Annotated in this window: 10 protein-coding genes and 2 pseudogenes; 6 read left to right on the plus strand and 6 right to left on the minus strand. The window is 60.7% G+C overall.

What is annotated here, in order from left to right:
- The first annotated feature begins 61 nt into the window (after nt 1-61).
- Nucleotides 62-832 (plus strand): ParA family protein, encoded by a 771-nt coding sequence (locus ACS4NR_RS24090; protein ID WP_166495975.1) that lies wholly within the window; start codon nt 62-64, stop codon nt 830-832.
- Between the two features lie 129 nt (nt 833-961).
- Here the strand turns inward: ACS4NR_RS24090 and trxC are convergent, their stop codons facing one another.
- Entirely contained in the window at nt 962-1,396 is a 435-nt protein-coding gene (trxC, locus tag ACS4NR_RS24095; RefSeq protein ID WP_456018510.1) for a thioredoxin TrxC, read from the minus strand.
- 374 nt (nt 1,397-1,770) lie between these two features.
- Between trxC and ACS4NR_RS24100 the strand changes: the two genes are divergently transcribed.
- The gene (locus ACS4NR_RS24100) at nt 1,771-2,118 is read left to right on the plus strand and encodes a helix-turn-helix domain-containing protein (protein WP_456020408.1); all 348 of its coding nucleotides are present in this window, start codon (nt 1,771-1,773) and stop codon (nt 2,116-2,118) included.
- A 6-nt stretch (nt 2,119-2,124) separates the two neighbouring features.
- Here the strand turns inward: ACS4NR_RS24100 and selO are convergent, their stop codons facing one another.
- The 5 genes and pseudogenes from selO to ACS4NR_RS24125 all read right to left on the minus strand — a co-directional run.
- Nucleotides 2,125-3,588 (minus strand): protein adenylyltransferase SelO, encoded by a 1,464-nt coding sequence (gene selO, locus ACS4NR_RS24105; RefSeq protein WP_456018511.1) that lies wholly within the window; start codon nt 3,586-3,588, stop codon nt 2,125-2,127.
- 48 nt (nt 3,589-3,636) lie between these two features.
- Entirely contained in the window at nt 3,637-6,990 is a 3,354-nt protein-coding gene (gene mscK, locus ACS4NR_RS24110) for a mechanosensitive channel MscK (RefSeq protein WP_095138053.1), read from the minus strand.
- Between the two features lie 34 nt (nt 6,991-7,024).
- The gene (locus tag ACS4NR_RS24115; protein ID WP_095138054.1) at nt 7,025-8,767 is read right to left on the minus strand and encodes a potassium/proton antiporter; all 1,743 of its coding nucleotides are present in this window, start codon (nt 8,765-8,767) and stop codon (nt 7,025-7,027) included.
- A gap of 303 nt (nt 8,768-9,070) precedes the next feature.
- Nucleotides 9,071-9,943, minus strand: coding sequence for a methyl-accepting chemotaxis protein (locus tag ACS4NR_RS24120; protein WP_371917813.1), 873 nt, complete (start codon nt 9,941-9,943; stop codon nt 9,071-9,073).
- 30 nt (nt 9,944-9,973) lie between these two features.
- Nucleotides 9,974-10,726, minus strand: a pseudogene (locus ACS4NR_RS24125) (MCP four helix bundle domain-containing protein); the annotation flags it as partial.
- Between the two features lie 248 nt (nt 10,727-10,974).
- Here ACS4NR_RS24125 and ACS4NR_RS24130 point away from each other — a divergent pair.
- From ACS4NR_RS24130 to ACS4NR_RS24145, 4 genes and pseudogenes are all read left to right on the plus strand, one after another.
- Nucleotides 10,975-11,205 carry a hypothetical protein gene (locus tag ACS4NR_RS24130; RefSeq protein WP_007967306.1) on the plus strand — a complete coding sequence of 77 codons (231 nt, stop codon included), beginning with the start codon at nt 10,975-10,977 and terminating at the stop codon, nt 11,203-11,205.
- Nucleotides 11,202-11,504: a cell division protein ZapA gene (locus ACS4NR_RS24135; RefSeq protein ID WP_456018512.1), complete on the plus strand. Its 303-nt coding sequence runs from the start codon at nt 11,202-11,204 to the stop codon at nt 11,502-11,504. The genes ACS4NR_RS24130 and ACS4NR_RS24135 overlap by 4 nt, the downstream gene beginning before the upstream one ends.
- 144 nt (nt 11,505-11,648) lie before the next feature.
- A pseudogene (locus ACS4NR_RS24140) lies at nt 11,649-12,674 on the plus strand (cache domain-containing protein); the annotation flags it as partial.
- Between the two features lie 135 nt (nt 12,675-12,809).
- Complete coding sequence (locus tag ACS4NR_RS24145) at nt 12,810-13,541, plus strand: methyl-accepting chemotaxis protein (RefSeq protein ID WP_371857970.1); 732 nt, start codon at nt 12,810-12,812, stop codon at nt 13,539-13,541.
- The last annotated feature ends 56 nt before the right edge of the window (nt 13,542-13,597 follow it).

A 13,597-nucleotide genomic window follows, 5' to 3' on the forward strand; every position in this document is an offset into this window, starting at 1 on the left:
TAGCGAAGCGTGCGCACAGGCAACTACACTCGGTCATTCTTTGATACACGGAGGTTTTGTCATGCGGCGTGTGGTGTTCAATCAGAAAGGTGGCGTGGGCAAATCCAGCATTGCCTGCAATCTGGCCGCGGTGAGTGCCAGCGAGGGCTATCGCACGCTGTTGGTCGACCTCGACGCCCAGGCCAACTCCACTCAGTACCTGACGGGGCTCACCGGCGATGACATACCGATGGGCATTGCCGACTTCTTCAAGCAAACCTTGTCATCAGGACCGTTCTCGAAGAAAAACCAGGCCGACATCTACGAAACCCCGTTCGACAACCTGCATATCATCACCGCCACCGCTGAACTGGCCGATCTGCAGCCCAAGCTTGAGGCCAAGCACAAGATCAACAAGCTGCGTAAGTTGCTGGATGAGCTGGATGGCGAATACGACCGGATTTATCTGGATACGCCACCGGCGCTGAACTTTTATGCTGTGTCGGCGTTGATCGCCGCCGATCGTGTACTGATTCCCTTCGATTGCGACAGCTTCTCGCGCCAGGCGCTGTACGGGCTGCTGGCGGAGATTGAAGAGTTGAAGGAAGACCACAACGAAGGTCTGGAAGTCGAAGGCATCGTGGTCAACCAGTTCCAAGCCCGGGCCAGCCTGCCGCAACAGATTCTCGATGAGTTGATTGCCGAGGGCTTGCCGGTGCTGCCGGTGTACCTGAACAGCTCGGTGCGCATGCGCGAGTCGCACCAGGCCAGCACCCCGCTGATCCACCTCGACCCACGGCACAAACTCACGCAGCAGTTCGTTGAATTGCACAATCTGCTCGAAGACCACTGACCCCTGAGCTACTCAGATCCCCTGTAGGAGTGAGCCTGCTCGCGATGGCGTCCTGTCAGCCAACATATGAGTTGATTGACCGGACGCCATCGCGAGCAGGCTCACTCCCACATTGGGTTCTGTGTGGTATCAGATGCCCTGGCTACGCAGCCACGCCATCAACTGCGGCAACGGAAACGCCCCGCTCTGGCGCGCCACTTCCCGACCGTTCTTGAACATAATCAGGCTCGGAATCGAACGAATCCCCAACTGCGCCGACAACTGCTGATTGGCCTCGCTGTCGAGCTTGGCCAACCGGCACTTGCCCGCCAACTGCGCCGCTGCCTGCTCGAACACCGGCGCAAACGACTTGCATGGCCCGCACCAGTCCGCCCACACGTCAACCAATAGCGGTAGATCACCTTTGATCTGGCTGGCGTAGTCACCTTGCTTGAGTTCGAACGGCTTGCTCAGCAGTACCGCGGATTTGCAGCGCCCGCATTTTGGCTGGTCGGCGAGGCGTTCGGCGGGGATGCGGTTGAGGCCGTTGCAGGCGGGGCAGGGGATTAGGAGTGGTTCAGACATGATGGGCTCTCGGGCAGGAAGTCTATAAGACTGATCTGGAGGCAAAGTCGCGATTATCAAGGAATCGGTCTGTAGGTCATTACCATCGTCACTTAAGGAAAGGACCTACGCGCGTCGGTGCTGAATCTGATTATCTGTATTTGATCCAATTGGTAATCTTGAGCAGACCTGAACCAAATAACGCTTGGACTCCCATCCCTATGGCCTTCACAACGGGTAAACGTCTTTCGCTCTTACAGCTTTTAGAAGGATCTGAGTCTGTTGAAGACTTAAATGTCCGCGCGATTTACTCGTTTGCCGGGGACTTTGTTGGTTTCGAGAATGTTTGGCTAGATTCCGGTGCTGACCAAAATCCGGATTTCTTTCCTCGTCCTCTGCGTCGGCCAGAAAATGAAGATGACTACGACGCCTTGGTTCAGGCCGTCGATGAGATCCTTGAGATAACCGGTGATGATGGCTCGCATCCACTCGCGAGCCTGCTGGACATCATCAGTGATTGGATTGAGGAGTGGGATCGCACGCATCATCCGGTGCCTAAACCACCAGGTCGTGAAGTGTTGGGATATTTAATGCGTGAACATGGTTTGACCCAGAGCGATTTGCCCGGGGTCGGTACTCAGTCTGTTGTCTCGGAAATCCTGAGCGGCAAGCGGCAGTTAAACCTGCGGCAGGTTTGCTGGCTGGCCGAGTTTTTCAAGCTTCCTGTAGACGTATTTGTCTAAGACGTCTCAGGAAGAACAACTGATCTCCAGATGCTTGCCCCACTCCGGTGGCCGTTCGGCATAACCTTCCATCCCCGGCTGTTCGTCGAACGGTTTGCTCAGCACCGCATGCAGCCGGCGCACCTCGGAGTAGTCGCCTTGTTCGGCGGCGTCGATGGCTTTTTGCGCGAGATAGTTGCGCAGGATGTACAGCGGATTGACCGCATGCATCCGCGCCCGGCGCAGATCCTGATCGCTGTCGCCATCGCGGGCAACCCGTGCCACGTAGCGCTCGCCCCAGGCGTCGAAGCCTTTGATATCGACGAAGTCATCACGCAATCGGGCGACAGCCTGTTCTGCTGACTCTTCGCCGAGATGGCGGAAGAACAGCGTGTAGTCGACGCCGCTGTTCTGCATCAGTTGCAGCAGGTCTTCGAGCAGTTTCTGGTCGTCATCCTCGGCGGTGGTGAAGCCGAGGCGGCGGCGCATCAGGTCGAGGTAGTGCGCCTGGAACAGCGGCAGGTACAGGCCGAGGGTTTCGCGCAGGGCTTCGACGCTGATGAACGGCGTCAGGGCTTGGGCCAGAGCGCTGAGGTTCCACTGGCCGATCGGCACCTGGTTGCTGAACGAGTAGCGGCCCTGATCATCCGAGTGGTTGCAGATGAAGTTGGCGTCGAAATCGTCGAGGAAGGCGAACGGGCCGAAGTCGAAGGTGATGCCGAGGATCGACATGTTGTCGGTGTTCATCACCCCGTGACAGAAGCCGTAGGCCTGCCACTTGGCGATCAGTTCGGCGTTGCGCTCGACGATCTCGCGGAACATCGCCAGATACGGCTCCGGCTGCTCCAGGCATTCGGGATAATGCATCGCCAGCACGTGCTCGCCGAGTTGCTTCTGCTGCTCGGGACGCTTGGTGTAGTAGAAATATTCGAAATGGCCGAAACGGATATGGCTTGGCGCCAGACGCAGCACCATCGCTGCGCGTTCCTGCTTTTCGCGCCACACCGGAGTGTCGGAGCCGATCACGCAGGCTGCCCGTGAAGACGGGATGTTCAGCCCGTGCAGTGCTTCGGAAGCGAGAAACTCACGGATCGACGAACGCAGCACCGCGCGGCCATCGCCCATGCGCGAAAACGGCGTCTGTCCGGCGCCCTTCAGATGCAGATCCCAGTGTTCGCCAGCGTCGTTGTAGACCTCGCCCAGCAACAGTCCGCGACCATCACCCAGTTGTGGCGTGTAGCCGCCGAACTGATGCCCGGAATAGACCATCGCTCGTGGTTCGGCATCGGCCCACAACTTGTGGCCGCCGAACAGTTCAGCAAATTCCTGAGTCTCAGCGGTCGCCGGATCGAGATCGAGCAAGGCCAGGGCCGCCGGGCTGGCGACGACCAGACGCGGGTTGTCGATCGGCTCGGGCAGCACATGGGCGGAGAACGCGTCGCCCAGGCGGGCGAAGCGATTGTCGAAGGTCAGTTCGTCGAGGGCTTTCAAGGGCCGGCTCCAGCAGAATGTCCGAGCATTCTGCTGGGATCAGACCGGTTAGTCGAGTTTGGCCGGCGGCGGCTCTTGCAGCGGTTTCTGATCGTCGGGGATCGGTACGATGGTTTTGGTCTCCGGCTCGATCGGCACCATCTTGTATTCCTGACCGTGGAGGTTCTTCAGGTACACCTCCATCTGGCGGAACGAGATGTTGATGTGCTGCTTCTTGAACTCGCGGTTGATGAAGCGGTTGACCTCATCGAGTACCGGGTTGCGGTCACCGAGGTCACGTACGTGCATGCGCAATTCGTGGTCGAGGGTGCTTTCGCCGAAGTTGAGGAAGTACACGTGCGGCTCGGGTTCCTTGAGCACGCGCGGGTTTTCCCGGGCGGCCTTGAGCAGCAGTTCCTTGACCAGATCCAGATCGGAGCCGTAATCCACGCCGAGTTTCAGCGTGACGCGGGTGATGGTGTCGGTCAGCGACCAGTTGATCAGTTGCCCGGTGATGAACGTCTTGTTCGGGACAATGATGTCCTTGCGGTCGAAATCGGTGATGGTCGTGGCGCGGATGCGGATCTTGCTCACCGTGCCCGACAGGTTGCCGATGGTGATGGTGTCGCCGATCCGCACCGGGCGTTCGAACAGGATCATGATGCCGGAGATGAAGTTGGCGAAGATCTCCTGCATACCGAAGCCGAGGCCGACCGACAGCGCCGCCACCAGCCACTGCAACTTGTCCCAGCTCACGCCGAGGGTCGACAGGGTCGAGACAAAACCGACGCCGGCGATCACATACGACAACAACGTCGTGGTCGCATAGGCACTGCCCTGCGCCAGGTTGAGTTTCGACAGCACGAACACTTCGAGCAGACCCGGCAGGTTGCGCGCCAGGGCGAAGGTGATGCCGATGATGATCAGCGCGCCGAGCATGTCGCCGATGCTGATCGGCACCATGCTCATGTTGGCGCCGGTGCCGCTGGTGTATTCGTAGAGGGTGATGTTGTCGAGGTACGAGAACACCGAAATCAGGTCGGCCCAGACCCAGTACAGCGCGGCAATGAAGCCGCCGAGCAGCGCCAGACGGATCAGGCGCAGCGACTGTTCGTTGACCTTTTCGATGTCCAGGGTTGGCTCCTCGATCACCGCTTCGCCGTCGCCGGCCTCTTTCGCGGCCTGACGTTTGGCCAGGGCGCGCTGGTAGGCCAGACGGCGTGCGGCGACCGCCAGACCACGGACGAACGTGGCTTCGATCACCAGCCAGAACATCAGCAGGTACAGGGTGTTGATCAATCGGTCGCTGAGTTTCAGTGCGGTGTAGTAGTAGCCGAAGCACACCGCGACGAACAGGGCGATCGGCAGCAGGGTGAACATCACACCGACGGCCTTGCGGAACAGCGAGGTGTTTTCGTGGGCCGGGCTGCTGATCAGCAGGCGGCTGAGCAGCCACGCCATCAGCGCGTAGCAGGTCAGCACCACCGGCATGCCGAGCACGTCGTCGGCCAGCGCTGCCGGTTGCAGCTCGGCGACGGCCACCACGGTCACCAGGGCCATCACCACCAGTCCGAGGCGACGGATCCAGCCCTGAAGGAACTCGACCTGCGGCTTGTCCCAACGGAAGTGCAACTCGGCCACACCGCCCGGCGAGAGAATCCGGTAGGCGGTGTAGAACACCAGCCACGCCTGACCCATTTGCAGCAGCGCCGCGCCCATGTTGGCGTTCTGCCCGCGGGCGTCGATCTGCAAGGCCAGGCCGCACAGGCCCAGACCCAGCGCCACCGGCATTGCCAGCAAAATATTGATCAGAATCGCCTGCGGCGTATGCCACTGGCTGTCACGCTTGAAGTGCCCGATGTCCTGGTGAACCTTGTTCAGTCGCGCGTACAGTGCTTTGCGTCGCCACAGTAGAGCGCCGATTAACAGGGCCAGCGGCAGGAACAGCAGCGGGCGTTGGGTCAGGCCGTCGGTCAGCTCGCTCAGGCTCGAGGCCAGCGGCAGGGTGTCGATCTGACGCTTGAGCCGCTCCGGCACGCCGCGAATCCATTCAGCGTCCAGCGGTTTGTTGCTGGGGATCCAGAACATCTGCTCGTCAAGGGTCGCACGCAGGCTCTGCGCGGTGCTCAGCAATTGTTTCTGGTTGAGTTGCAGGGTGATCGATTCGTTGAGCACCGCGCTCAGTTCGCGGTTCAGGCGCTCCAGCAGGTCGGCGCGGGTGTTGGCCAGTTCCATCAGGCTCTTGCGCAGTTGCGGGGTGACTTGTTCCGGCGGCTGGGTGGAGAGCAGGTTGTCGACGTAGGTCGCCGGATTGCTCAGGAGTTCGCGCTGCTGGCTGACTTCGAACTGATACAGGCGAATATCGGCGATCTGGTCCGCCAGATCGCGGTCGACCTTGAGTCGCGGCAGCGCCTGTTTCTGCTTATAGAGAATCTTCGACAGCAGCAGGCTGCCCTTGAGCACGTTGATCTGCTCGTCGAGGGCCGAATCGCTTTGGGTCAGGCTGTCGAGCTGCTGTTTGGTCTGCAGGTTCTGCTGAGTGACTTCGTTGAGGCGGTCGGTGCTTTTGAGCAGGTAGTCGGAGAGCTTGAGGTTGGCTGCACTTTCGGTGGCGAGCAGGCTGCTGCCGCCGGCCTTCTGTGCCTCGATCGACTGCTGAGTGACAGTTTCCTGAGATTGCGCCAGTCGCTTCTGGTTGATCAGGGTCTGCAGTTCCTGGATCTCACGGTCGAGACGGTCGGACTTCTCCGAGAGCAGGTCGTGCTGACTGTTGCCCAGATCCTGCAACTGGCTGTTGCCCGCCAGTTCCTGACGGCGCAGCGGAATCAGTGAGTTCAACGCAGCGAGCTCGGCGTTCAACTGGTCGCGCTGCTCGGCGCTGACGGTCTTGCCCGCGTCCTTGCCGGATTTGAGGATGTTGTTGATCTGCTGGATGCGCGTCTGGCTGGCAGAGATTTCTGCCTGCGCACGCTCGGGGCGAGTCTGGGCGGTGATGATCAGGCTGTTGGCATCGGCCAGGGCTTTTTGCAGGTCACTTTGCTGGGTCGAGCGGTCGGTGAGGATCTGCTCCAGCTGCTGGATCGACTCTTTGCTGAAGCGCTGCGCCACCGGCACCACTGCCGTGGCCTTGAGGCGTGACAGTTCGCGGGTATTCTCGATGGTCTGCCGAGGGGCGGAGGCCAGTTGCTGCTTGAGGTCGATCAGCTTCTGGTCGTAATCACGCCGGCTGTTGAGTTGATTGAGCGTGGTTTGCAGGACTGACTGCAGGGACTTCTTGTCGGCATCCGGCAGTTTGCTGTCGGCCAGCTTGTCCAGGCTGGCCTGTACGGCTTCGCTGGACGGCGGTTCGGCGGCGTAGAGCGGGCCGACGGAAAGACTCAGGCCCAGCAGGGCCGCGAAAAAGAAGGAGCGCAGGGTAGGCATAGAGACCGGTCAAGCAAGTGAGAGTGGACGCAGTTTAGAGGAAGAGACCGGGACCCGGGCGACTTCCTTCGGGGAATCTGACGCCCACTTTGCCGATCTTGTTCCCGTCCATGACCGCGACCGTCCAGTGGGTGTTGTTCCACTCCACCTGGTCGCCAACGATCGGTGCACCCCCGACCTTTTGGGCAATGAACGCACCCAGGGTCATGTCCGGATCGATGCCTTCGGCCGGTAGGCCATAAAGCGCGGCAACCGCTTTAAGCTGGGCGTCTCCTTCGAGCACGAAGTCGCCGAAGAAGCGCAGATCCAGACCGCGTTGCGGTGCCTGGCTGAACAGTTTTCCGAGGGCTGGCAAGTTGTGTTCATGGCCGATAACACACAGCAAATCATCGACTTCCAGCACCGTACTACCCGACGGATGGAGCAGTTGCTGGCCACGAAACAGGGCGGCGATGCGGGTGCCTTCGGGCATTTTCAGCTCGCGCAAGGGCGAACCGATGCACCATTTCTCGGCACCGAGCTTGTAAACGAACAGCTCCCACTCGCTGGTGATATGCACTTCCAGCGCCGAACGGGAAATCGGCGCCGGCTCCGGCGGGACCGTCACCTTCAACAGTTTGGCCACCCACGGCAGGCTCGTGCCCTGCACCAGCAGCGACACCAGCACGATGAAGAACGCGAGGTTGAAATACAGCTGCGCATTCGGCAGCCCGGCCATCAGCGGGAACACCGCGAGAATGATCGGTACCGCGCCGCGCAGGCCGACCCAGGAAATAAATGCTTTCTCGCGACCGTGGAATGCCTTGAACGGCAGCAGGCCGACCAGCACTGACAGCGGCCGGGCGAACAGAATCATCCACAGCGCCAGACCCAGAGCGGGCAGGGCGATCGGCAGCAAGTCATGCGGAGTGACCAGCAACCCCAGCACGAGGAACATGCCGATCTGTGCCAGCCACGCCATGCCGTCGAGCATGTGCAGAATGCCGTGACGGCTGCGCACCGGGCGGTTGCCGATCACCAGACCGCACAGGTACACCGCGAGGAAGCCGCTGCCGTGCAGGGCGTTGGTCAGGGCGAACACCACCAGACCGCCGGCGATCACCAGAATCGGGTACAGGCCGGTAGCGAGGTTGATCCGGTTGACCAGTTGCAGCATCAGCCAGCCACCGCCCAGACCGATCACGCCACCGATGCCGAATTCGCGGATCAGGTGGGTCAACAGGCTCCAGTGCAGGCCGGTCTGGCCGCTGGCGAGCATGTCGATCAGGGTCACGGTGAGGAACACCGCCATCGGATCGTTGCTGCCGGATTCGATTTCCAGGCTGGCGGTCACCCGTTCGTTGAGGCCCTTGCCGCCGAGCAGCGAGAACACCGCAGCGGCGTCGGTGGAACCGACAATGGCGCCGATCAGCAGGCCCTGAATCAGGTTCAGGTCGAACAACCACGCCGCCGCCATGCCGGTCAGCCCGGTGGTGATCAACACCCCGACCGTCGCCAGCGACAACGCCGGCCACAGCGCCACGCGAAAACTTGAAACCCGGGTGCGCAAGCCACCGTCCAGCAGGATCACTGCCAGTGCGAGGTTGCCGACCAGATAGGCCGTCGGGTAGTTATCGAAAATGATCCCGCCGCCATCGACCCCCGCCGCCATGCCGACCGCGAGAATGATGACCAGAATCGGGATGCCGAGACGGGAAGAAAGAGAGCTGACAAGAATGCTTGCACCTACCAGCAACGCGCCGATCAAGAACAGGCTGTTGATGGTCGTCGCATTCAAAGGCAGTACTCCAGAAGCGTAAAGACGGGCACAAACTGACCATGCAGTCTGCGTGCCAGCGATTCTAACCTGTTGAAATGTGATGCTGTCAAAAAGCTTTTTACAGCGTGCTCACGCAGGAGGTGCGGCATGTGATGACTGTGGCGAGGGAGCTTGCTCCCGCTGGGGCGCGCAGCGCCCCCAAAAATCAGACGCAAAGGTTTTTTCAGAGCAGACGCAGTGGCTGGATTGCGCCTGCTGCGCAGCCGAGCGGGAGCAAGCTCCCTCGCCACAGAGATTTCATTTACTTCAAGGTAAATGTTGTTACAGGCTGAACCGCCCAACCATGTTGTTCAAGTCCAGCGCCAGGCGCGACAGCTCGTTGCTCGCCGCACTGGTCTGATTCGCGCCGGTGGCCGATTGCACCGACAGGTCGCGGATGTTCACCAGGTTGCGATCCACTTCGCGGGCCACTTGCGCCTGCTCTTCGGCAGCGCTGGCGATCACCAGGTTGCGCTCGTTGATCTCGACGATCGCGGTGTTGATGGTGTCCAGCGACATCCCGGCCCCCCGGGCGATGTTCAGGGTCGATTCGGCGCGCTCGGTGCTGTTGCGCATCGAGTCCACGGCGTGTTCGGTGCCGCTCTGGATGCTGCCGATCATGCGTTCGATTTCGCTGGTCGACTGCTGGGTGCGATGCGCCAGGGCACGCACTTCATCGGCCACCACGGCAAAACCACGCCCGGCTTCACCGGCACGCGCCGCTTCGATCGCTGCGTTCAGGGCCAGCAGGTTGGTCTGATCCGCCAGACCACGAATCACGTCCAGCACCTTGCCGATGTCACGGGATTCATTCGCCAGATCGCCGATTAGGGTCGCGGTGCTCTGCACGTCGGCGCTCATGCGTTCGATGGCGCTGACGGTTTCCTGCACCAGGTCGCGGCCGTCGCCGGCCGAGGTGGTGGCGTTCTTCGAGGCTTCCGAAGTGCTCACCGCATTGCGGGCGACTTCTTCCACCGCGCTGGTCATCTCGTTGACCGCGGTGGCGGCCTGTTCGATTTCGTTGTTCTGCTGGGTCAGGCCACGGGCGCTTTCGTCGGTGACGCTGTTCAGCTCTTCCGCCGCAGATGCAAGCTGGGTGGCCGAGCCGGAGATGCGCTGCAAGGTGTCGCGCAGCTTCGATTGCATCTTGGCCATTGCCGCGAGCAGGCGCCCGGCTTCGTCGCTACCGTCCACATGGATCGGCTGGGTCAGGTTGCCTTCAGCGATGGTTTCCGCTGCGTCCAGTGCTTTGGAAATCGGCTTGGTGATGCTGACGGTCAGCAGCCAGGCGAACAGGAAGGTCAGGCCGGTGGCGATCAGCAGGAGAGTCACGACCAGATTGAAGGACATCGAGTACTGGTTGGCTGCACCTTGATTCGTCTCGGCGATTTGCTGGGTGTTGATCTCCAGCAGGCGCGCCAGGGCGGTGTTCACCGCTTCCGAGTTACTCAGCAAGTCCGAGTTGAGCATCTGCCGCAGCTCATCGATCTGATTGTTGCGCGACAGGGTTTTCATCCGGTCTTCGAGTTGACGGTACTGAGCCAGGAGCTGCACGTACTGGTCGTAGGCCGCGCGCTCTTGCGGGCCATCGATCAGTGGCTCATAGGCACGCTGAGCGTCGGCGATCTGCCGGTTGCGCAACTCGAACAGCTCGATGGTTTTCTGCTGCACGTCGGGTTCGCGGTTGATCAGCAACCGATACGACAGCACCCGTAGGCGCAGCGTCAGTTGAGTGAATTCATCAACGGCCTTGATCGATGGCACGCTGGCAGTGGCGATGTCTTCGCCCGCTGCACGGATTTTGCTCATCTGGTTCAGGGCAAACACGCCGAGAATCAGCATCAGGCCGCCGATCAGGGCGAAGCCGGTGAACGCCCGGGGGGCGATATTCATATTACGAAGGGACATGGCGCGGATACCAAAAAGGGCCGCATCCATGCGGGCTGAGACTGCTGTATGGATGACTTATCGGTCATACGACTAAAGTCTTGAGGCACTGTGCGTATTTGTCGCATACGGGCCTGGGCGACGAAGTGCAGGAACCAGATCGGCAGATCACAGTCTTTTAAACTCGCGAGAACGGTCGGCCGCCAGGAAAATCAAGGCCTTGCGCCGGTATAACCCTGGCATCCGCAGTGACTTTTCTTTATCGTACGCGCCCTTTGAAAAACGCTTGGAAGATCAAAATGTTGGAAGCATCCCTCAGCCAATTGGAACAGCTCGTCAGCGACCTGGTGCAACAGAACCAGACCCTTGCGCAAACCAACCAGACCCTGTCCACGGAACTGGCCCAGGCCAAGGATGAAAACGAAAGCCTGCAACTGAGCCTGATGGAACAGGAAGAGAAGCACGGCGCCACCGCAGCGCGCATCCAGGCTCTGGTTGATCGCGTCAACGCAGGCCCTGTCAGCGCATGAACCACGGCACCGCAGGGGTAAAAGTCATCTCCATTCTCGGGGAGGACTATTCGATCAAGGCACCGGCCGGGGAAGAACAGACCCTGCTGGACGCCGCACTGATGCTCAAGGCCGCACTGGCCGACACCAAACGCAAATACCCGACGCTGATCGGTGACCGCTTGCTGGTGCTGGCAGCGATGAACCTGTGCTCGCAGCAGATCGAAATGAAGAAGCAGCACCAGAAAGAACTCGACCGTTACCAAGAGCAAGTCAGCGCCACGGTCGACACCATCGCCAAGACCATCAATCAGGGCTGATGGGGTTGCGCACAACCAAAGAATAGATTGTCGATCGGGTTGTATACAATCGGCACGGCTGTTGCATTGTTTCGGCCACTTATTCTTTGGGGGTGCTCCATGCAGTTGTGGCGACGCAGTATTCAATGGCAGCTGATTCTCAGCATGGGCACCGCCCTGCTGGTCAGCATCCTGATCGTGGTTGGAATTTATACCCTGGTGGTCAACCGCCTCGCCCAGAGCTATCTGGTCGAACAAGCGCTGCCGTCGAGCATCGAAGCGACGCGCAACGACATCGAACGCATCCTCGTCCAACCCCTGACCGCCGCCAAAGACATCGCCAGCAACAGCATGGTGCGCGACTGGCTGGCAGCGGGTGAAGACAGCAGCAAAACAGCGGCCTTCGCGCAGTATCTGGAAGGCATCCGCGCCGAACATAAAGCTTTCACCGCGTTGATCATCGGCACCGACTCCAATCACTACATTACCGAAAAGGGCCTGGATCGCACCCTCAGTCGGGCCAAACCGGCCGATGCCTGGTTCTACTCCTTTCTCGATAGCAATCAGCCGCGCACCCTGAACATCGACAACGATGGCACCACCGGAGAATTGGCGCTGTTCATCGACTTGAAGGTCGAGCACGCCGGCAAGGTGGTCGGCGTGGCTGGGTTGGGCCTGAGCATGAAAGAGCTGTCGGAGTTGATCCACAACTTCAGCTTTGGCGAGCGCGGCAAGGTCTATCTCGTGCGTTCCGACGGTTTGATCCAGGTCCATCCCGAGGCGCAGTTCAGCGGCAAGCGCACCCTCACGGAGCAGATCGGTGCGTCGGCGGCGCAAGCGGTCATGGGGCAGAAAGTCGCCAGCAACAGCTCCTTCCAGCGCGACGGCGAAGACTTCCTCGCCTTCAGCCTGCCGTTGCGTGATCTGGGCTGGACGCTGGTGGCCGAAGTGCCGCAATCGCAGATCTACGCCGAAGCCCGCAAGGCGATGTGGATGAGCGGCGGTATCGGCCTGGCGGTGGCTTTGGTGTGCCTGGCGCTGGTGGTGTGGCTGGCCCAAGGGCTGGTGCGACCGATTCGTCAGGTAACAGCCGCGCTGGTAGCGATCGGTAGCGGCGGTGGAGATTTGACCCATCGGTTAGATTCCAGTCGCGCCGATGAGCTGGGCGATCTCGCGCGCGGCTTCAACCGTTTTCTCGACAGCCAGCGCGGGCTGATCGGCGAAGTGCTGACCACCAGCGAGCGTTTGCGCACGGCGGTCGGCCAAGTGGCGAAGGTGGTGGAAAACACCGCCGAACGCTCCGGGCGCCAGCAGGAAATGACCGACATGGTCGCCACGGCGGTGCATGAAATGGGCCTGACTGTGCAGGAAATCGCGCAGAACGCCGGCAACGCCGCGCTGGCTTCACAAACTGCTCGCGATGAAGCAATGCAGGCGCGGGAAGTCGTCGGTGGCTCGATCCGCCATATCGAAAGCATGTCCGACGAGATCGGCGTGGCGGCGGGCGCGGTGGGTGAGCTGGCGCATCAGGTGGCGTCGATCGATTCGGTGCTGGCGGTGATTCGCGGCGTGTCCGAGCAGACCAACTTGCTGGCGCTCAACGCGGCGATTGAAGCAGCGCGGGCCGGAGATATGGGGCGCGGGTTTGCGGTAGTGGCGGATGAAGTGCGCACCTTGGCGCGCAGAACCCAGGCCTCCACCGACGAGATTCAGCAAATGATCGGCAGCCTCAAGCAAGGCGCCGAGAATGCCGTGTCATCGATGCGTACGGGTCAGGCTGCGACCGGCACCGGGGTTGAGTCGAGCCAACGTACGGGCGCGTCGTTGACCGCGATTACCGGACAGGTCGAGCGCATCAGCGACATGAACCATCAGGTGGCGACCGCGACGGAAGAACAATCGGCGGTGACTGAAGAGATCAATCGCAACGTGCAGGGGATTTCCGATCTGGCCCGGGCGACGGCGGGCGAGGTGCGGGCGTGTCGCGAGGATTGTCAGATGTTGCAGCGGTTGGCGGATGATCTGGCGAGACAGATGGGTGGGTTCAAGTTGAGCTGATGTGTTGTCAGTTCGGGCCTCTTCGCGGGCAAGCCCGCTCCCACAGTGTCCGTGTC

It is taken from the genome of Pseudomonas sp. JQ36, assembly GCF_053851495.1.

Coding starts and splice junctions, on each gene's coding strand:
- ACS4NR_RS24120 (WP_371917813.1), bottom strand. CDS start 9,943: ATGGCCAAGATGCAATCGAAGCTGCGCGACACCTTGCAGCGCATCTCC.
- ACS4NR_RS24130 (WP_007967306.1), top strand. CDS start 10,975: ATGTTGGAAGCATCCCTCAGCCAATTGGAACAGCTCGTCAGCGACCTG.
- ACS4NR_RS24135 (WP_456018512.1), top strand. CDS start 11,202: ATGAACCACGGCACCGCAGGGGTAAAAGTCATCTCCATTCTCGGGGAG.
- trxC (WP_456018510.1), bottom strand. CDS start 1,396: ATGTCTGAACCACTCCTAATCCCCTGCCCCGCCTGCAACGGCCTCAAC.
- ACS4NR_RS24145 (WP_371857970.1), top strand. CDS start 12,810: ATGGTCGCCACGGCGGTGCATGAAATGGGCCTGACTGTGCAGGAAATC.
- mscK (WP_095138053.1), bottom strand. CDS start 6,990: ATGCCTACCCTGCGCTCCTTCTTTTTCGCGGCCCTGCTGGGCCTGAGT.
- ACS4NR_RS24090 (WP_166495975.1), top strand. CDS start 62: ATGCGGCGTGTGGTGTTCAATCAGAAAGGTGGCGTGGGCAAATCCAGC.